Here is a 17,522-nt window from a genome sequence, read left to right as displayed (position 1 = left end):
CACAGTACTCAGGCCGCGGGCCCGCTCGAGTTCCTGACGACCAGCCGCACCAGGTGCTCCGCCGGTTCGATCTCCCCACCCCTGATCAGCGTGAACAGGTCGGCGACCGCCCGCTCCCCCTGGGTCTTCGCCGCCCCCTCGACGGCGGTCAGCCCGACCACGCGGGTGAGCTCCTGCCCGTCCAGCGACACGATCGACACCTCGTCGGGCACCGCGCGCCCGTCCCGCTGCATGCGCAGGAAGATCCCGACAGCCGCGGCGCCGTTCGAGCTGATCACCGCGGTCGGCAGGCGTTCGCCGTCGAGCAGCACGTCGACCACCTGCTCGCCGCCGTCGACGGTCGGCGAGCACCACACCGTCCACTCGGGACGAACCTCGAGACCCGCGGCGACCAGGATCTCGTCGTAGGACTCGTCCACGCCGTCGGCCAGCACCAGGGCGACCTCGCGATGCCCGAGGGTCTGCAGGTGCGACACGGCGGTCTGCAGCGCGTGACGGAGATCGGTGTCGTCGACCGTGACGTGCGGGACCTCCAACGACTCCAGCGCGACCTGCTCCGAAGAGGACAGCGACATCGAGAGCAGCAGCACGCCGTCCACCCGGCGCCCCAGCGGCAACTCGTCGAAGAACTTGGCGCGCGCGTCCGCGTCACCCAGCACGTAGAGCAGCACGTCGTACCCGGCCTGCCGCAACGCGCCCTCCGCGCCCGCCAGCACGGGACTGACCTCGGACGTCAGCACCGCGATCGCGTACCGCCGCCCACCGGCCAGCGAGGAGGCGTCGCGGGCGATCGCATACTTCATCCGGCGTGCGACATCGCTCACGTGCTGCCTGGTCGCCTCGGACACGCCCGGTTCGCCTCGCAGCGCACGCGATACGGTCGCAGCGGACACCCCTGCGGCCTTGGCCACGTCGGACATGCTGGTCACGGCCCGAGCGTATTGGAGATCCATGAAGCCCGGCGACCTCGCCCCCGACTTCACGCTGCCCGACCAGGACGGCACCGACCGCAAGCTGTCGGCGCTGCTCGAGGACGGCCCGGTCGTGCTCTTCTTCTACCCCGCGGCGATGACGTCCGGGTGCACCGCGCAGAGCTGCCACTTCCGCGACCTCGCGAAGGAGTTCGAGGAGGCGGGAGCCCAGCGCGTCGGGATCTCGATGGACGACGTCGCGAAGCAGAAGGAGTTCGCCGAACTCAACGGCTTCGACTACCCGCTGCTCGCCGACGTCGGCGGTGACGTCGCGGAGCAGTACGGCGTGCGGCGCCGGTTCGGGCCGATCCCGGTCAAGCGGCACACGTTCGTCATCGGGGCCGGCCGCGAGATCATCGAGGTGGTCAAGAGCGAGTTCTCGATGAACGCGCACGCGGACAAGGCGCTGGCGGCGCTCCGTGAGCGAGCCGCTCAGTAGCCGCTAACCAACGCGGTCTTGGACGTGTAGCCGTTCGGTCGTCCGACAGGTCGGACTGCTGGTCTACGGCGAGCCGCACGCGGTGAGCAGGGTGGCGGCGAGGATGCCGTCCTTCGTCCTGCGAAGGACGTCCGTTACGAGGCCCTCAGGAGTCGGTGATCGTCAGCACGCCGTAGGGCCCGGAAGCCTTGCCCTCGCGGACAGTCACACCGTCGATCGTGTACTTGCCGTGCACCTCGGCGCCGTCCGGGCCCGCGACGACCACGAGCATCACGAACTCGGACGCGGGGTCGGCGGGCACCTCGACGGTGCGGGTCCACGGCAGCGTCACGCTCGCCTCGTTGTGGATGGTCGCGCCGACGGTCGCGGTGACGTTGAACGCCTTGCCGGTGCCGGTCACCTCGAACACGACGGTCCGGGTGACCGGTGCGGGCGACTCGACGGGCTCCAGCGAAACCCCTGTGCTCGTCGAGGAGTTGAAGGTCCGCTCCAGCATGGTCGTCACGTGGCTGCCGAACGCGAGTGCGCCCGTGACCACCAGCACCGTGATCAGCAACAGCACCCAGGGCCACTTCGGCGACCTGGGTGGCTCGTGCAGCGGTGGTGCGATGCCGTATTCGGGCGGTTGGTGCGACATGAAGACCCCCTGATGAGGGAGTCGATCTCGCGACTCCCGCCGTTACCGCTGCTGGGACGCGGTGCGGTGCCGGAAGGATCCGCGTCGACCGGATCAGCCGGTCTGCACCGCGCTCGCCAGGGCCAGCCGTTCGACGTGGTCGGCGCTGAGCGAACCGGCGTCGTGCTGCCGGTACTCCGCCGCCAGCTCCCGGGCCCGCACCCGGAACGACCCGCCGTGCAGCACCTCGCTCACCGCGGCCCTGATCGTCTTCTCCGACGGCGCCGAGGTGCGCAGGTTCAGGCCGGCGCCGGACCGTTCGACGCGGGCGGCCACCTCGGGCTTGTCCTCGGTCGTGCCGGCCACGACCAGCGGGACGCCCTGGGCGAGCGCGAGTTGCACACCGCCGAACCCGCCGTTGGTGACCATCGCGGCGATTTCGGGCAGCAGCCTGTCGTAGGGCAGGAACGGCGCGGTGAAGGCGTTGGCGGGCAACGGGCCCACGTCGTGCGCGCCGGTGCTGGCGACGACGGTGACCGGCTCGTCGGCCAACGCGTGGATCGTGGGCAGCACGAGTTGCGCCAGGTCCGTGTCCGCGACCGTGCCCTGGGTGACGTGCACGATCGGGCGGCCGGCGGTCATCATGCGTTCCCACCAGTCCGGCAGGTCGACAGACGGCGCCGGGTCGACCAGCGCGCCGACGAACTTCACCTGCGGCGGCATGAACGCCCGCGGGTGCTCCAGGCCGGCGATGCCGTTCTGCAGGTGCAGGTGCGACGACACGGTCGCGAGGCCGCGCTCGCCCGCGGGCAGGCCGAGGCCTGCGAAGATCCGGTCGCGGTGCCGGAACACGGGCTTGAACGCCACGTTGTCCAGCAACCCGCGCACGGCCGCGTACCGCATCCGGGCGAACGCACCGGTCCGGTACCGCAGGCCAGGTCCGAACGGCGGCACGTCCGGCGCGGGCAGCATCATCGGCATCACACCGACGCTGACGGCGCGAGGCCCGCCGAGCTGTTCGACCAAGGTCGCGCCGAGGTACGCGGCGTCGTGCACGACGAGGTCGGCCGGTCGTTCGGCCAGCACCCGCCGCAGGTCGCCGACCTGGGCGGGGATCGGGTCCAGGAACACCTCGGTCATGTCGTAGCGCAGCTTCGCGATGCCCTTGAGCCGAGTGCGCTCGGGGAACAGCTCGTCGGCGTTGCGGCCCCGATGGTCGATCGACGGGTCCATCGCGACGAACTCCGCGCCGGTCGCGGCGATCCGGGCCGCGAACACCTCGCCGGTGCACCACCGCACGTTATGGCCGCGCTCGATCAGCGCACGGGCGATGGGCAGCAACGGCACGACGTGGCCGGGCACGGGCATGGTCGCGAACAACAGGTTCAGACGGGGCACGGGAGCAGTCGACCAGATCGCGCTTAACGCGCCCTAATTCGTCATCTCAATCCGGCCAGCACGAAGTCCGCGATCTCCCCTGCCAGCCGGCCGGGCGTCTTCTGGCCGTCTGGACGGAACCACATGGGGAGCTGGTTGACGACGCCCAGCGCGATCCGCACGACGGTGTCCGCGGGCACCAGGGAGCTGAACTCGCCGTCCGCCTGTCCCTTCTCGATCACCGCCAGGAACGTCTCGTGGTAGCGGCGGCGTTCGGCGCGGAACTCGGTCATCGAGTCCTCGCCGAGCCGGTGCAGCTCGCGGACGAACACCGCCGTCTCGTCGACCCGTTCGGCCGTCGAGATGACGAGCGACGCCAGGATCTCGCGCACCGTCTCGCCCGCGGACAGGCCGAGGCCGATGATCCGGTCCATGTCGGCGGACTGGGACGTGATCAGCAGCCGGTAGATCTCGAAGAGCAGGTCGTCCTTGGCCCGGAAGTAGTGGTAGAGCGCGCCCTTCGTGACCTCGGCGGCCGTGACGATCTCCTGCACCGAGGTCGCGTCGTAGCCCTGCGACGCGAACAGCCGCACGGCCGTGTCGAGGATCTTCTGCTCGGTCGCGCTGGGCATCGCTAAGCCTTCGGTGCCAGTGCGCGTACCTGTTCGATCTGGTCGCCACCGGTCGGGAGCAGGGCGATGATCGGGGTGTCGACACCGGCGGCGTGGTACTCGGCGACGCGCGAACGGCACTGGTCCAGCGACCCGTGCACGACCAGCGCGTCCACGACCTCGTCCGGGATCGACTTCGACGCGGCCTTGCGGTCGCCCGCCGCCCACGCCTCGTGCATCGGGCGCAGCGCCTCGCCACGACCCAGCCAGTCGTGGAACGCCGCGTAGGCGGGCACGGTCAGATAGGTGCTGATCAGCATGCGTCCCAGCGCCCGCGCGGCGTCGGCGTCCTCGGTCGGGCAGACGAAGATCCGGGCCGCGAGCTCGGCCTCGCCCAGTTCGGAACGCACCTGCGGCACGTCGGTGGCGGCGAGCCAGTTGGTGATCGCGCCGTCGGCCTCGCGACCGGCCAGGCGCAGCATGTTCGGTCGCAGCGCCGCGAGCATGATCGGCACCTTCTCCGCCGGCGGGCGCTCCAGCTTGAAGCCCTTGACCGAGAACGTGTCGTAGTCGGCGCTGACCTTCTCCCCCGCCAGCGCGGCCTTCAGGAACCGCAGCGTGTCGCGCGTGCGCTTGAACGGCTCCTCGAACGGGATCGCGTTCCAGCGCTGCACGATCGCGGGCGACGACGAGCCGATGCCCAGCACGAACCGCCCACCGGTCACCTCGGCCAGCGTCGCCGCGGTCATCGCCAGCGTCGCCGGGCCGCGCGTGTACACCGGCGCGATCGCCGTGCCGAAGCGCAGCTCGGAGGACCACTGCGCGGCGAGCGCGAGCGGTGTGAACGCGTCGGTGCCCGTGGTCTCGGCCGACCACACGTCCGTGTAGCCGAGCCCGGCGAGCTCGGACACCAGCGCGCGGTGTTCCAGCACCGGCACGCCGATCAGCGGCAGTGTGATTCCCCAACGAGCCATGAACGCCTCCAAGTCAGCTTGGAGGCACCCTACCGACCGGTCGGTATGCTCACAACCTCACTTCTTGCGGGCCATCGTCAGACCGTCCGCGATCGGCACCAGCACCGACTCCACGCGCGTGTCGGCGCGCACGAACCTGTTGAAGGCGTCGATCGCGGCGGCGTTGCCCTCCGGCTGCTCGTCGGCGGCCTCGCCGTAGTAGAGCGTGTTGTCGGCGAGCAGCAGGCCGCCCTGCCGCACGCGCGGCACCAGCAGGTCCCAGTAGTGGACGTACCCGACCTTGTCCGCGTCGATGAACACCAGGTCGATGACCGGCTCCTCCGGCAGTTCGGCCAGCGTCACGGCGGCCGCGCCGATCCGCAGGTCGATCCGGTCACGCACGCCCGCCGCCTGCCACGCCTCCTCGGCGATCGCGGTCCACTCGGTCGAGAGGTCGCAGGTGATGACCTTGCCGGACGGGGGCAGTGCCTGCGCGAACGCCAGCGTGGAGTACCCCGTGTAGGTGCCGACCTCGACCACCGTCTGCGCGCCGGTGAGCTTGACCAGCAACGACAGCAGCACCGCCTGCTCGTGCGGGATCTGCATCTCCGCCGAGTCGCCGAGCTCGGCCGTGCGGGCGATCAGCTTCTCCTGCACGGCGCTCGGCTGACCGGCCTGCTCGCGCACGTAACGATAGATCTGCGGGGTCATGACCACGGTCTTGAAGTCGTTCACGCGGCCTTCTCTCATAGTCGGGTGGCGAACGTCCTGAGTGTCTCTCCGTACTCGGGGCTCAGCGGGTGTTTCGCGAGGTCATGACCGATCGCGGACAAGATGGCCGTGCGGTGCGCCTGGTAGCGGCTCACGCACACGCACTCCCTGCTGACGAGGAAGAACTCGTCGAACCGGGCGCGTTCGGCGTCGGTGGTGGGCACGCTCGTACGGCCGGACTCGCGCAGCAGCGACGGGCCGCCGGGCACGAGTCTGCGCATGACCTCCTTGTGTGCCACCAGGTTCGCCTTGCTCGCGGAGGAGAGCGGCGCGGCCGCCGCGGGCCCCAGTGCGGCACGCGCCCTGCGCAGCAGGCCGGGCAGTGGCTCGTAGTCACGTGCCCATCGCCCGCTGAACGCCGGGTCGAACGTCACCATCATCGGCCGGATGACGTCCTCGTACACCTCACGGGAACAACTGCCCGAATAGGCGAGCATCACCGAGTACGCGTCGTATCCAAGCGCAGTGAGGCGGACTAGTTGCGAATCAGGCTCGCGCATCAACCGATCGAGTGAATCCGACAGAAACTTCCACACCAGAAATGCGCCGTGATGGCCGAGAAACCACCGGTGCACGGCCCGTTGCACCGGGTCTTGCGGGGCGTTGATGACGATCGGAATCTGAAAGCACCGGTCCGCGCATGGAATCAGTTCCGCGCCCGGCATCGGCAGCCGCAGGACGGGCAGGTCGACCCAGGTGTGCCCCCACGCGGGCAGGCAGGCGGGAGCGCTCATCGTTCACCGTCCACTTCGGACACGACGGCGTCGAGAAGATCCGCGACCCCGCCCAGCGCGGTGTCCAGCGGCCGGTCCTCCACGATCGGCGGCACCACCTGCGCGATCCGGTCGAACACCTCCGCGAGCCGCGGCGCCAGCGGTCGGCGCGCGCCGACGTGCACGGCCTGGCGCAGCCCGATCGCGAGCCCCGCGTGCAGGTACCGCAGCAGCCGGGCCTGGTCGAGCGCGGTGAACGCGGCCTGCGTGCCGAACGGGACGACGTCCTGGTTGTGCAGGTTCGTCGGCAGGCTCTGCACCGAGGCGGGCGCTGCGGCCCTGCGCATCGCGGCGACGGTGGCGGTCGCGCACAGCTGCACGCCCTGAAGCGCGTGGTGCTGCCCGGGAAGCGGGCTGAGCATCGGCGGCAACCCGTTGGTGCGGTGGGGATCCACCAGCAGGTCGAGCTGGCGTTCGGCCAGGTTGCCCAGCTGCACCAGCGCGACGTTGAGCTGGTCGGCCGCGAAAGCACTGGGCTGGCCGAAGAAGTTGCCGCCGTGCACGACCTCCCCGGTCTCCGGGAAGAACAACGGGTTGTCGCTCACGCCGTTGAGGTCGCGGCGCACCACCTCGTCCGCGTGCCGCACGCTCGTGCCGGCCGCGCCGATCAGCTGCGGCGTGCACCGGATGCTGTAGGGCTCCTGCAGCGGACGCTCCCCGGATGGCTTACTCCCTTCGAGCCAAGTTCTAATGGCCGCACCCGTTTCAGCGACGTCCGGATGCCCGAACGCCGCCAGTAGTCCAACCGACGTGAACTCGACACCGCAGCCGAGGACGTCGGTCATCAAGGCGGACAACAACTCCGCCGTTCGCCGCGCGCGAACCGCCTGTGCGACAGCGAGTCCGAGAGCTGCGGCGGTCACCGAAATGCCGTTGACCAACGCGAGGGCGTCCCGGCCACCGAGCACGAGTTTCCGGAGCCCTGCGCGTGTGAGCGCTTCCTCGGCGGGCATCAGCCGCCCCTCGAAGAACGCGTTCCCGTTACCACGCAACGCATGGGCCACATAGGCCAGTGGCTGGAGGTCTCCACTCGCACCGACTGACCCCAAACGTGGTACAGCCGGGGCGAAATCGGTGTCCAGCATGGCAGTCAGCGAGTCCACGACCTGCTCGGACACTCCGGATCGCCCCTGTGCCAAAGAGAACAGTCGCGTGAGCACAGCCGCGCGGGCGACGGCCGGCGGCAGCAGTTCACCGTGGCCGACGATGTGGTGGAGGATGGTGTTGTCGCTCTGGCCGGCGCTGTCCGCGCGGCCCTCGAACTCGACGAGCGGGCCGAAACCCGTTGTGACGCCGTAGATGGCGCGTCCGGACGAGCTGACTTCGAGCACGAACTCGTGGCAGCGCGCGATCCGTGCGCGCACGTCCGCCGGCAGTTCGACGTGCAACGGATCGCGGGCGAGTTCGAGCTGCGCCGGTGCGAGGTGTGCGGCCAGATTCAGGACAGCAGAAGATGTTCCGACAGGCACGATGCCTCCATATGACTTGGGAGCCACTCGCGACGATCCCGGTTGACCTGCCTGCGAGGAAGGGCCTTATGTACGCACTAAACGAGGAAAATTTCTCAGCTGTCCTTCGGCGTGATCAAGCCTCCGGAGAGGTGATCGAACTCTCCGCGCACGATTCGGCCCAAAAGATCGGCGGACTGCTCCAGCGGAGTGAACCTGCCCGTGTCGCGCTGAGACCTCGCCCACGTCGAGATCCTTTGCTGGTGGGGATCCCGCGAGTCCATGGTGGCGCCACGGCGCATCAGACCGATGTCGACCATGCCGGGGTCGAAGCTCAGCACGGCGATGGGCCGGTGCTTCAGCTCGATCGCGAGGTTCTCGGTCAGCTTGATCACGGCCGCTTTGGACACGGAGTACGCGGTGACGTAAGGCCATCGGTGCACGCCGGCGTTGCTGACCACGTTGATGATCCGGCCGCTCGTCATCGTGCGGATCGCGGCGTTGGCGGCGAACGCGGTGCCGCGCAGGTTCACCTCGAACGTGCGCCACCAGTCGTTCTCGTCGACCTGCCACGTCGGACCGACCGGTCCGCCCAGCGCACCGTTGTTGACCAGCACGTCGATCCCGCCGAGACTCTCGATGAGCTTCGGTGTCGCGTGCGGATCGCCCAGGTCCGCGACGTGCGTCTCGACGTCGACGCCCCTGGCCGTCAGTTCGGCATGGGCGGTGTCGAGCGCCTTCTCGTCGCGTCCGGTGATGACGAGCTGATGTCCTTGCGCGCCAAGGACGTCGCTGAACGCCCTGCCGAGTTCCTTGGCGCCCCCGGTGATGAGAACCCTCACTGCGAGGCGTCCTTCAGCAGGCGACGAAGGATCTTGCCTGAGACGGACTTCGGTATCTCTCGCACGAACTCAACCTGGCGGATCTTCTTGTAAGACGCCACCTCCGCCGCCACGAAGGCCATCAGTTCGTCCGCGGTGACGTCGCCTTGCGTCACCACGAAGGCTTTGGGGATCTCGCCGTTAACCCGATCGGGCGCACCGATCACGGCCGCGTCCTGGACGGCGGGATGCCGGTGCAACACCGCCTCCAACTCGGCGGGCGCGACCTGGTACCCCTTGTACTTGATCATTTCCTTGATGCGGTCCACGACGTGGAACCGGCCGTTGTGGACTCGCACGAGATCCCCGGTGCGCAGCCAGCCGTCCACGAAGGCGTCGCGCGTGGCCTGCTCGTCGCCGAGGTAGCCGTCCATCACCTGAGGGCCGCGGATGAGCATCTCGCCCTCCGCCGCGTCCGTTGTGGTGCCGGGCTCGACGATGCGCGCCTCGGTACCGGGACAGAGCACACCGACGCTCGCGGGGTCGGATTCCACGTCACCGTCGAATGTCTGGTGCGTGCCACCGGCTTCGGTGAGGCCGTAGCCCTGCCGGACGGGTGCCTGGAGCTTGCGTTCGGCCGCTTGGCGGATGGTGTCGTCGAGCGGGGCGGCGCCGCAGAGAACGAGCTTGAGGCTCAGTTCCGGTACCGGTTCTGGGTGATCCGCGATGGCGGCGGCGAGCGGCGGCACCAGAAACGCCCGTGTGACGTGATGTTCCGCGAGGCGCCGCAGGTACGTTCCGGCGTCGCTGCGGGGCATGGTGACGAGCGTGGCGCCACCGAGGAGGCCGGAGTTGAGGATGATCGCGAAGCCGTAGACGTGGAAGAACGGCAGGTTCGCCGCGAGCACGTCGGTCTCGTCGATGCGCCAGCCAGGCCGGTGCTGTTCCAGATTCGCGACGAGCGCGCGGTGGCTCAGGCCGACGGCCTTGGTGAGACCCGTTGTGCCGCTGGAGAAGAGGACGACCGCCGTACCGCCGGGATTTCCCGGTGGCAGCGAATCTTCTTCGCTCTCAGGGAGGTCGTCGAGGTCGAGCGTCGTGGTGACGTTCGCGAGCTCTTTGAGCCGCGCGATCTCCGGCGGCGTGAGCATCGGGTTGATCAGCGCGGCCGTCGCGCCCGCGGCCATGACCGCGTGCAGGCCGACGGCGTACCTCGGCCGGTTGAGACTGGCGATCGCGACCGTGTCACCGGGCCGGATCCCAGACCTGACAAGGCCTTTGGCCGTTCGCTCGACCTGATCGGCGAGCTCGGCGTAGGTGAGGGACTCGCCCGTGACGGCGTCCACGAGCGCGACTTTGTCGTTGTGCCGTGCGCGTTCCAGAACGTGTTCTGGCACTGTGCGTTCAGGAACGGCCACTGCCGGCAGGGGGCTGTGGTAGATCACTGGCGCGACTCCGGTGTCCACGCCGCCGCACCTGTTGCACGGCGACGTGGCCGGACACTATCGGCACTTTTCGTGATCGTGTGAGCGAGTTGGTCAGAAGCTCACCAAGTCTGGTCAGAGACTCACACCGCGCTCGGCCAGCCAGCCGACGGGGTTGATCTTCTGCCCGCCGCCGAGCCACACCTCGAAGTGCACGTGCGGCCCGGTCGACTGGCCGCGGTTGCCGATCGTCGCGATCTGCTGCCCGGCCTTGACCTTGGCGCCCTGCGGAACGTCGATGGTGTTCATGTGCCCGTAGACGGTGACGGTGCCGTCCTCGTGCTGCACCCGCACCCACAGCCCGAACCCGGACGCGGGCCCGGCCTCGATGACCGTGCCGTCCATGACGGAGACGATCGGGGTGCCGATGGCGTTCGCGATGTCGACGCCGTTGTGGCTGGTTCCCCAGCGGGCGCCGAAGCCGGACGTGAACGAGCCCTGAGCGGGCCGCACGCACTTCGGGCGCTTCGCCTCCTCCTCGGCCGCGATGCGCGCCTGCTCGGCCTTGGCGGCCTCCTGGCGCTTCACGTACGCGCCCTCGGCGGACTTGAGGGCCCCTGCGACGTGGTACTGCGCCTGGATCTGCTCGGCCTGCAGCAGCTTGCGCGCCTCGGAGCCGGTGGCGACGGAGTGAATCGTCTGCGGGCCCTCCTGCTGCGGCGGAGCGGTCATCACCGCGGCGAGGTTCTTGGTCGCCGCGACGGGGGTGATGAGGCGGTCGACCGGGGACACCGTGCTCGCCGCCTGGGCGAAACCGGCGCCGGCCAGGGCGCCGGCGGCGACGACCACCGCAACGGCCTTCTTGCGGTCCAGGTCCACTCTGGTGATGACGTCGACCAGCGGACCTTTCGCACGATGCCGTGCCAAAACTGCCTCCATGCACTCGGGGGAGTTCGGCAACCGCGCTTCGCCTGGCGTCGGGGGGCCTGGCTGCGGGCTTCGGGGGCCCGGTGGTGGACTGGACCGCTTCGGGGGCGTTCCGTGTCCTTGCGGTTATCGAACCGTGACATGCGGCGCAGAACGTAACCTCGCGTCACCGGCCCGAGCAAGCCAAGTGGGTGTTCAGGTGATTAGGCCCACTACCAGTCACTTTCGGTAGTCAAGACATTCCAGGCTTGGTTAACACGTTCTAAACCAATCCCCGCCAGTACGTTTGTACTGGTCAGTCGCTTAATCGTGAAAGGTTTACCCAACCGCCCCGCCCACGACAGAGGGCCGCCGGACGCACGTGGCGTCCGACGGCCCTCTGGGACCGAACGATTGCTTACTTGTACTTGGCCGCGGCCGGCTTGAGCTGTTCCACCGGCAACCCTTCGTGGATCGCCTTCATGGCGTTGAACCACGTCGGCGCGGCGGACTGGCCACCGAAGATGCCGTTGCGGCTACCGGGGCACAGCCGGATCGGGTCCGCGCAGATCACCTGCGGGTTGTTGCCGTCCGCGTACGTCATCACCGCACCCGCGTACTGCGGGGTGGCGGCGAGGAAGGCGACCGACTTGCTCTCCTCGGTGGTGCCGGTCTTGCCGATGGCCGGACGGTTCCAGCCGGCGCCCTGGGCCGCGCGGGCCGCGGTGCCGCCGCCGTGGATGTCCTGCGACATGCCCTGGGCCAGCGTGTTCGCCAGGTCGGGCTCGACCGCCTGCTCGCAGGGCTTCTCCTTGAGCGGGATCTCCTTGCCGTAGCGGTCGATGACCTTCTCGACCGGGGTCGGCGGGCACCAGGTGCCGCTGGAGACGATGGTGGCGGCCACGTTGGCCAGCTCGAGGACGCTGGTGGCGCCGGGGCCGAGGGTGTAGGAGCCCGCGTTGTTCTGCTTCGTCCAGTCACCCTGCGACGGGCCGTTGGAGCCGTCCGCCTTCAGCGGCTCGGCACCGCGGTTGACCGCGCTCAGGGTCTCGCGCATGCCGAGCTTGTACGCCATGTCGACGACGTTGCTCAGGCCCGCCTGCTCCTGCAGGATCACGAAGCCCGTGTTCGGTGACTGGGCCAGGGCCTGGGTCAGCGTCATCTCCTCGGCGTAGTCGCCCGAGTTCTTGACCTGCCAGGCCGAGCCGCCGTTGGGGTAGACCTTCGACGCGTACGTCTTCGGGACCTTGATCTTGCGGTCGATGCCGGTGAGGTTGCGCTGCATGGCCGCGGCGGCGGTGAAGACCTTGTTCACCGAGCCGGGGCCGAACGGCAGCACCTCGGCGGGCACGGGACGGGCGACCTGGCCGAGCTCGGCGTTGTTGCCGAAGTCGCGGGACGCGACCAGCGCGCGGACGCGGTGCTTGTCGCTGCCCGGCTGGACGACGGACATGACGTTCGAGACGCCGTTGGTGGTCTTCGGCACCTGCTTCTCGGCCGCGTCCTTCGCCGCCTTGGTGGCCTTCGGGTCCATCGTCGTCTTGATGGTGAGGCCGCCGCGCTGCAGCTGCTTGTCCGTGATGCCGGCGTCGCGCAGGTAGTCGAGCAGGTACGAGCAGAAGAAGCCGTAGATCGGGCCGTCACCGGCGCCGACGCAGCCCTTGGGCAGGATCTGCAGGTCCTCGACGACGCCCAGCGGCGCGGCCTTGAACTCCTCGGCCTTCTTCTTGGCCTCGGTCTCGTCGGCGCCGAACGCACCGTTCTCGCGCATCTTGTCGATGACGATGTTGCGGCGCTCCAGAGCCTTCTCCGGGGACGCGCCGGGGTTCAGCGACGACGGGCGGTTCGCGATCGCGGCGAGCAGCGCGGCCTGCGGAACCGTCAGCTTGTCGGCCGTGGTGTTGAAGTACGCCTTGGCGGCGGCACCGACGCCGTAGGTCTGGTTGCCCAGCGGCACGATGTTGAGGTAGCCGGTGAGGATCTCGTCCTTGCTCATCTGCTGCTCGAGCTGCAACGCGACCCGCGCCTCGCGCATCTTGCGGCCGACCGTCGCCTCGGTGGCCTTCTCCCAGGCCTCCTGCTCGTTGTCGGCGCCGAGCACGAACGCCATGTAGTTCTTCACGTACTGCTGGGTGAGCGTCGACGCGCCCTGCGTCGCCCCACCGTCCACACCGGCCTTGGCGGCGGCACGGGCGATGCCCTGCCAGTCGACGCCCTGGTGCTCGTAGAACCGTTTGTCCTCAATGGCCAGGATCGCGCCCTTCATGGTGTCCGCGATGTCCTTGGTCTCCAACGGGATGCGGTACTGGTCGTACAGGTAGGCGATCGCCTGGCCGTCCATGTCCTGGATGGTGGTGACGAGCGGCAGCTCACCCTTCGCGAGGTCACCCGACGTCTGGTCGACCGTGTCGGCCGCGCGGTTGGACGCGAGCCCGAGACCTCCGACGAACGGGAACACCATCGCAGCGAGGAGCACGCCCGCAGTCAGGCACAACCCCAGCAACTTGACCAAGCCAGACGCGCGTGCGGCGAACAAACCGCAACTCCTTCCGAGCAAAACCCCAGAGACTCTCTATACGTATAAGTCGCGCGGAAGGCCCATGAGGTTGCGTCCGCTGATCGACTGATTTCCAACCTACCGGAGTAGTCGGAGGCCGATCGTCGGACTTGCCCTGCGCACCTCGACGCCCGCGTGGTCGGGAAGGACGTCGTCGAGGAACCCGTAGCGCGCCAGTTCTTCGTCGGGCCGCCTGCTCACCGTCCGCCACCAGACCGCGATGTCCCCCCAGCCGGGAGCGGACAGGGAGCCGCCGAAATGTTGCACGGACAGTGCGGCACACAGGTTCGCGAACCGCACCCGGTGTTCGAGGGGCCACCCGGCCAGAGTGCCCATGACGAACCCGGCCCCAAACACGTCACCGGCACCGGTCGCGTCGAGTTGCGCGACGTTGAGCCCCGGCACGTCCACGCACTCGCCGGTGGCGCTGTCGACGGCGACCGCTCCCCCGCCCCCGCGTGTGACGACCACCACGGGCACGTGCTCGGCGAGTTCGCGCGCGGCGGCCTCCGGGGTGTCGGTGCGCGTGTAACCCTGCGCCTCCACGTGATTCGGGAGGAACACGTCATATCCGTCGAGCCTGCGCAGGAGTTCCGGCGACCACGCCCCGGTGCGGTCCCAGCCGATGTCGGCGAAGAGCTTGGCACCGTTCTCCTTCGCCGTGCGCACCCACTGTTCGTCCTCGGCCTGGATGTGCACGAAGCACGCCTTGGTCGACGGCGGCGGCGAGAAGAGGTCGTCCGCGACAACGGGCGATTTGTGGCCGTGCGTGACCATGCTGCGGTCGCGCTCCATCGCCATGCTCACCGTCACCGGCGAGTGCCACCCGTAGAAGCGACGGCAGTAAGAGAGGTCGACGCCCTCCTGGTCGGCCAGCACGTCCCAGCAGAAGTCGCCGTACGCGTCCTCGCCGAACGCCGCCGCCAGCGCGGTCTTCAGTTCGAGCCTGCGCAACGCCACCGCGAGGTTCGCGATCCCGCCGGGGCAGGACCCGAGGCCCTCTGCCCACACCTCGGTGCCCGGCTCCGGTGGTCGGGGCAGGCCGGTGAAGATGATGTCGAGGAAGACCGTGCCGGTGAGAAGCACGTCGTAGTCCGGTTCCGCCATGCGTAAACCTTGCCATCCGCATTCGGCCGTCATGCGATAGAAACGTCGGCCATGGGGGTTCCGCTCAGGAAAAACGTCCAGTTCCAGCTGCTCTGGCTCGGCGGAGCCGTCTCGCAGCTCGGCACCACGATCACGACGCTGGCGATGCCGCTGCTGGTCGTCGCGCTCACCGGCTCGTACTTCCTGCCCGGCGTGATCGCGGGCGCGCGGGCCGCGGCGCTGCTGCTCACCCTGATGCCGGCGGGCGTGTGGGTGGACCGCTGGGACCGCCGCAAGACGCTGGTCTGGAGCCAGTCCGTGCAGGCGCTCGCGGCCGCTCTGCTGGCCGCCGCGATCCTCACCGATCACGCCTACGTCGTCGTGTTCGTCGCGCTGGCCGTCGTCGACGGCGTCTGCACCGCGTTCGCCGGCCCGGCCCGCACGACCGCGATCCAGGCCGTCGTGCCCCAGGAACAGCTCACCACCGCCTACGCCCAGGAGGAGGCCCGCAGCCACGCGGCACGGGTGGCCGGACCACCGCTGGGAGCCCTGCTCTTGGCCGTCGGCCGCGCGGTCCCGTTCGTGGCCGACGCGATCACGTTCGCCGTGGCCGCGGTCTGCGCCTGGTTCGCGAAGATCCCGGCTCGCGGTGAGCAGAAGCCTCGCCGGCGCATGCACCACGACATGAAGGACGCGGCCCGCTGGCTGTGGCATCAGACCGGCCTGCGCAACCTCACGATCATCTTCCTCGTGCTGAACCTGCTCGGCGGCGCCTCGATGCTGCCGGTGTTCGCCCTCGTCGCCGAACGCGGCGGCACCGGATTCGACACCGGCCTGGTGCTCGCGGGCATCGGAGTCGGCGGCGTCATCGGCTCGCTGCTGTCCCCCAGGGTCACGCTCGCGCCCGGCAAGCTCATGGTCGCCGTACTGGTCGTCTTCGGCGCCTGCAACCTCGCGATGGCACTCCCGTTCGGCGTCTTCTGGCCGTTCGTGCCGCTGGCGCTCACCGCGGTCGTCACGCCGCTGATCAACGTGTCGGTGTCCGCGCTGCACTCGACGCTGGTCCCCGAGGACATGATGGGCCGCCTGGACGCGGTCTCGACGCTGGCCGTCCGCGTGCTGACGCCACTCGCGCCGGCGCTCGGAGGGTTGCTGGCCGGTGTGTTCGGCGGCGCGGTCGCGTTGCTGACGTTCGGCGCGTTGATCCTGGTGACGGCGGTGGCGGCGGCGTTCACCGACCTCAAGACACCGGCGAACTTCCACTCAGCGGAAGCCGATGCTTCCCACTGACACGGCCAGAGCGTCCACTGAGGACATGCCCGAACGCCCCACTCTGCTGCTCGTGCACGGCGCCTGGCACGGCTCCTGGTGCTGGAACCCGCTGCGCGCCCTCCTCGAATCCAACGGCTGGCGGGTCGACACGGTCGACCTGCCCAGCGTGGCGCCGCAGGACGCGCCCAGGCACGGCATGCACGACGACGCCCAGGCGATCAGGGACGCCGTCAACGGCCCGACGGTGGTGATCGCCCACTCCTACGGCGGCATCCCGGCGACCCAGGCGGCCACGCCCGAGGTCCAGCACCTCATATATGTGGCCGCGTTCATGCCGGACGTGGGCGACTCACTGCTGAACATGGTCGGCGGCACCGCGCCGCCGTGGTGGTGCGCAGAGGAAGACGTCATCCACGCGCTGACGCCGGAGACCGTCTTCTTCAACGACGTCGACGACCCGCCGACGGACAGACTCCTGCCGCAAAGCCTGAAGGCCTTCACCGACGAGCTCACGGAGGCGGCCTGGCACACCACGCCCAGCACCTACGTCCTCTGCGCGAAGGACAACGCCATCCCGCCACCGGCGCAGGAGGCGATGTCCCGGCGAGCGACCACGACCGAACGTCTTGATGCAGGACACTCCCCGTTCCTGTCCTGCCCGCAAGAGCTCGCCGCGATCATCGAGAACGCGGTCAGCCTTCCTCGGCGACCATCTCCCGCATCCGGGTGAGCGCACGGTGCTGTGCGACCCGCACGGCACCCGGAGTCGACGAGACGGCCAGCGCGACCTCCTCGGCGGACAGGCCCACGGCCACCCGCAGCACGAGGATCTCGCGCTGGCGGGCCGGCAGCTTGTGCAGCAGGCGCGTGACCTGGGCCATCATCTCGCCGTTGACGGCGTGCTGCTCCGGGCCGAGGTCCAGCGACGGGCAGTCCGGCAGTTCCGGCACGACCTCGGCGCGGTTGCGGACGGCACGGCGGCGGGCGTCGGCGACCTTGTGAGCCGCGATGCCGTACACGAACGCGAGGAACGAACCGGGCTCGTAGCGGTACTTCGACAGCGCGCCGAGCACCGCCACGCAGACCTCCTGCGCTATGTCCTCCGCCGAGACCAGCGTGCGCTCGCGGCCGCCGACCCGTGCGCGGCAGTAGCGCACGATCAGCGGCTGGATCCGGCCGAGCAGGTGCTCGACCGCGCGTCTGTCTCCGGCAAGAGCGGCATCGACGAGGTCGGCGAACTCGGCTTCGGCGAGCCACTGGCTGGAGACCGGTGCCTGGCGCACCCGACGGCGCATGGGCACCGTTGGCTGGTTCCAAGACTCCTCAGGAACGAGGACGTCTACACCGCCACCGGTCCGCACGGCTGTGGGTATGACCATCCCGGCGACCCTCCTCCACTACAGCGACACTAGGGGCTTCACTGAAGTAGAGACCGCAGCGAGCCGTTTGATACCGCCTGCTTCCAAGAGGACCACGAAGTCCATGCGGGTGGGGCAC

At 69.2% G+C, this 17,522-nt stretch carries 17 protein-coding genes; 3 read left to right on the top strand and 14 right to left on the bottom strand.

Annotation, left to right across the window (positions count from 1 at the left end; genetic code table 11):
- Window positions 1-8: 8 nt before the first annotated feature.
- Window positions 9-920, bottom strand: coding sequence for a LacI family DNA-binding transcriptional regulator (locus OG205_RS00260; RefSeq protein WP_330278070.1), 912 nt, complete (start codon window positions 918-920; stop codon window positions 9-11).
- A 31-nt stretch (window positions 921-951) separates the two neighbouring features.
- On the opposite strand from OG205_RS00260, the gene OG205_RS00255 reads away from it, so the two are divergent.
- Window positions 952-1,410 (top strand): peroxiredoxin, encoded by a 459-nt coding sequence (locus OG205_RS00255; RefSeq protein ID WP_330274169.1) that lies wholly within the window; start codon window positions 952-954, stop codon window positions 1,408-1,410.
- A 145-nt stretch (window positions 1,411-1,555) separates the two neighbouring features.
- On the opposite strand, the gene OG205_RS00250 is transcribed toward OG205_RS00255, so the two are convergent.
- The 12 genes from OG205_RS00250 to OG205_RS00195 form a co-directional block, all read right to left on the bottom strand.
- A complete protein-coding gene (locus OG205_RS00250; RefSeq protein WP_330274168.1) occupies window positions 1,556-2,047 on the bottom strand; it encodes an MmpS family transport accessory protein in 492 nt (163 codons plus the stop codon).
- Between the two features lie 93 nt (window positions 2,048-2,140).
- Window positions 2,141-3,424 (bottom strand): glycosyltransferase, encoded by a 1,284-nt coding sequence (locus tag OG205_RS00245; protein WP_330274167.1) that lies wholly within the window; start codon window positions 3,422-3,424, stop codon window positions 2,141-2,143.
- Between the two features lie 41 nt (window positions 3,425-3,465).
- On the bottom strand, window positions 3,466-4,035 hold the full coding sequence (locus tag OG205_RS00240) for a TetR/AcrR family transcriptional regulator (RefSeq protein WP_330274166.1): 570 nt from the start codon (window positions 4,033-4,035) through the stop codon (window positions 3,466-3,468).
- Window positions 4,036-4,037: 2 nt separating this feature from the next.
- Entirely contained in the window at window positions 4,038-4,988 is a 951-nt protein-coding gene (locus tag OG205_RS00235) for an LLM class F420-dependent oxidoreductase (protein ID WP_330274165.1), read from the bottom strand.
- Window positions 4,989-5,045: 57 nt separating this feature from the next.
- Window positions 5,046-5,702 carry an O-methyltransferase gene (locus tag OG205_RS00230; protein ID WP_330274164.1) on the bottom strand — a complete coding sequence of 219 codons (657 nt, stop codon included), beginning with the start codon at window positions 5,700-5,702 and terminating at the stop codon, window positions 5,046-5,048.
- Between the two features lie 11 nt (window positions 5,703-5,713).
- A complete protein-coding gene (locus tag OG205_RS00225; protein ID WP_330274163.1) occupies window positions 5,714-6,472 on the bottom strand; it encodes an L-tyrosine 3-hydroxylase in 759 nt (252 codons plus the stop codon).
- Window positions 6,469-7,980, bottom strand: a complete 1,512-nt coding sequence (locus OG205_RS00220; RefSeq protein ID WP_330274162.1) for an HAL/PAL/TAL family ammonia-lyase — start codon at window positions 7,978-7,980, stop codon at window positions 6,469-6,471. Before OG205_RS00220 ends, OG205_RS00225 begins: the two co-directional genes overlap by 4 nt.
- A gap of 95 nt (window positions 7,981-8,075) precedes the next feature.
- Window positions 8,076-8,801: an SDR family NAD(P)-dependent oxidoreductase gene (locus OG205_RS00215; RefSeq protein WP_330274161.1), complete on the bottom strand. Its 726-nt coding sequence runs from the start codon at window positions 8,799-8,801 to the stop codon at window positions 8,076-8,078.
- Entirely contained in the window at window positions 8,798-10,246 is a 1,449-nt protein-coding gene (locus tag OG205_RS00210; RefSeq protein WP_330274160.1) for an AMP-binding protein, read from the bottom strand. The genes OG205_RS00215 and OG205_RS00210 overlap by 4 nt, the downstream gene beginning before the upstream one ends.
- Window positions 10,247-10,339: 93 nt before the next feature.
- Entirely contained in the window at window positions 10,340-11,131 is a 792-nt protein-coding gene (locus OG205_RS00205) for a M23 family metallopeptidase (RefSeq protein WP_330274159.1), read from the bottom strand.
- Between the two features lie 397 nt (window positions 11,132-11,528).
- Complete coding sequence (locus OG205_RS00200) at window positions 11,529-13,586, bottom strand: transglycosylase domain-containing protein (protein WP_330274158.1); 2,058 nt, start codon at window positions 13,584-13,586, stop codon at window positions 11,529-11,531.
- 159 nt (window positions 13,587-13,745) lie between these two features.
- The gene (locus tag OG205_RS00195; RefSeq protein WP_319981402.1) at window positions 13,746-14,774 is read right to left on the bottom strand and encodes a carbohydrate kinase family protein; all 1,029 of its coding nucleotides are present in this window, start codon (window positions 14,772-14,774) and stop codon (window positions 13,746-13,748) included.
- Window positions 14,775-14,825: 51 nt separating this feature from the next.
- On the opposite strand from OG205_RS00195, the gene OG205_RS00190 reads away from it, so the two are divergent.
- Together OG205_RS00190 and OG205_RS00185 are read left to right on the top strand one after the other, a co-directional pair.
- Entirely contained in the window at window positions 14,826-16,043 is a 1,218-nt protein-coding gene (locus OG205_RS00190; protein WP_330274157.1) for an MFS transporter, read from the top strand.
- Between the two features lie 25 nt (window positions 16,044-16,068).
- A complete protein-coding gene (locus OG205_RS00185; protein ID WP_330274156.1) occupies window positions 16,069-16,755 on the top strand; it encodes an alpha/beta hydrolase in 687 nt (228 codons plus the stop codon).
- Here OG205_RS00185 and shbA read toward each other — a convergent pair.
- Window positions 16,718-17,320, bottom strand: a complete 603-nt coding sequence (gene shbA / locus OG205_RS00180; RefSeq protein ID WP_330274155.1) for an RNA polymerase sigma factor ShbA — start codon at window positions 17,318-17,320, stop codon at window positions 16,718-16,720. The two genes, OG205_RS00185 and shbA, sit on opposite strands and share 38 nt — an antisense overlap.
- Window positions 17,321-17,522 lie beyond the last annotated feature (202 nt).

The sequence above is a fragment of the Lentzea sp. NBC_00516 genome (assembly GCF_036346835.1).
GTDB lineage: Bacteria > Actinomycetota > Actinomycetes > Mycobacteriales > Pseudonocardiaceae > Lentzea > Lentzea sokolovensis.
Note: the sequence above shows the minus strand (reverse complement) of the source record. Positions and strands in the feature narration are given on the sequence as shown.

Coding starts and splice junctions, on each gene's coding strand:
- OG205_RS00260 (WP_330278070.1), bottom strand. CDS start 920: ATGTCCGACGTGGCCAAGGCCGCAGGGGTGTCCGCTGCGACCGTATCG.
- OG205_RS00255 (WP_330274169.1), top strand. CDS start 952: ATGAAGCCCGGCGACCTCGCCCCCGACTTCACGCTGCCCGACCAGGAC.
- OG205_RS00250 (WP_330274168.1), bottom strand. CDS start 2,047: ATGTCGCACCAACCGCCCGAATACGGCATCGCACCACCGCTGCACGAG.
- OG205_RS00240 (WP_330274166.1), bottom strand. CDS start 4,035: ATGCCCAGCGCGACCGAGCAGAAGATCCTCGACACGGCCGTGCGGCTG.
- OG205_RS00235 (WP_330274165.1), bottom strand. CDS start 4,988: ATGGCTCGTTGGGGAATCACACTGCCGCTGATCGGCGTGCCGGTGCTG.
- OG205_RS00225 (WP_330274163.1), bottom strand. CDS start 6,472: ATGAGCGCTCCCGCCTGCCTGCCCGCGTGGGGGCACACCTGGGTCGAC.
- OG205_RS00195 (WP_319981402.1), bottom strand. CDS start 14,774: ATGGCGGAACCGGACTACGACGTGCTTCTCACCGGCACGGTCTTCCTC.
- OG205_RS00190 (WP_330274157.1), top strand. CDS start 14,826: ATGGGGGTTCCGCTCAGGAAAAACGTCCAGTTCCAGCTGCTCTGGCTC.
- OG205_RS00185 (WP_330274156.1), top strand. CDS start 16,069: ATGCCCGAACGCCCCACTCTGCTGCTCGTGCACGGCGCCTGGCACGGC.
- shbA (WP_330274155.1), bottom strand. CDS start 17,320: ATGCGCCGTCGGGTGCGCCAGGCACCGGTCTCCAGCCAGTGGCTCGCC.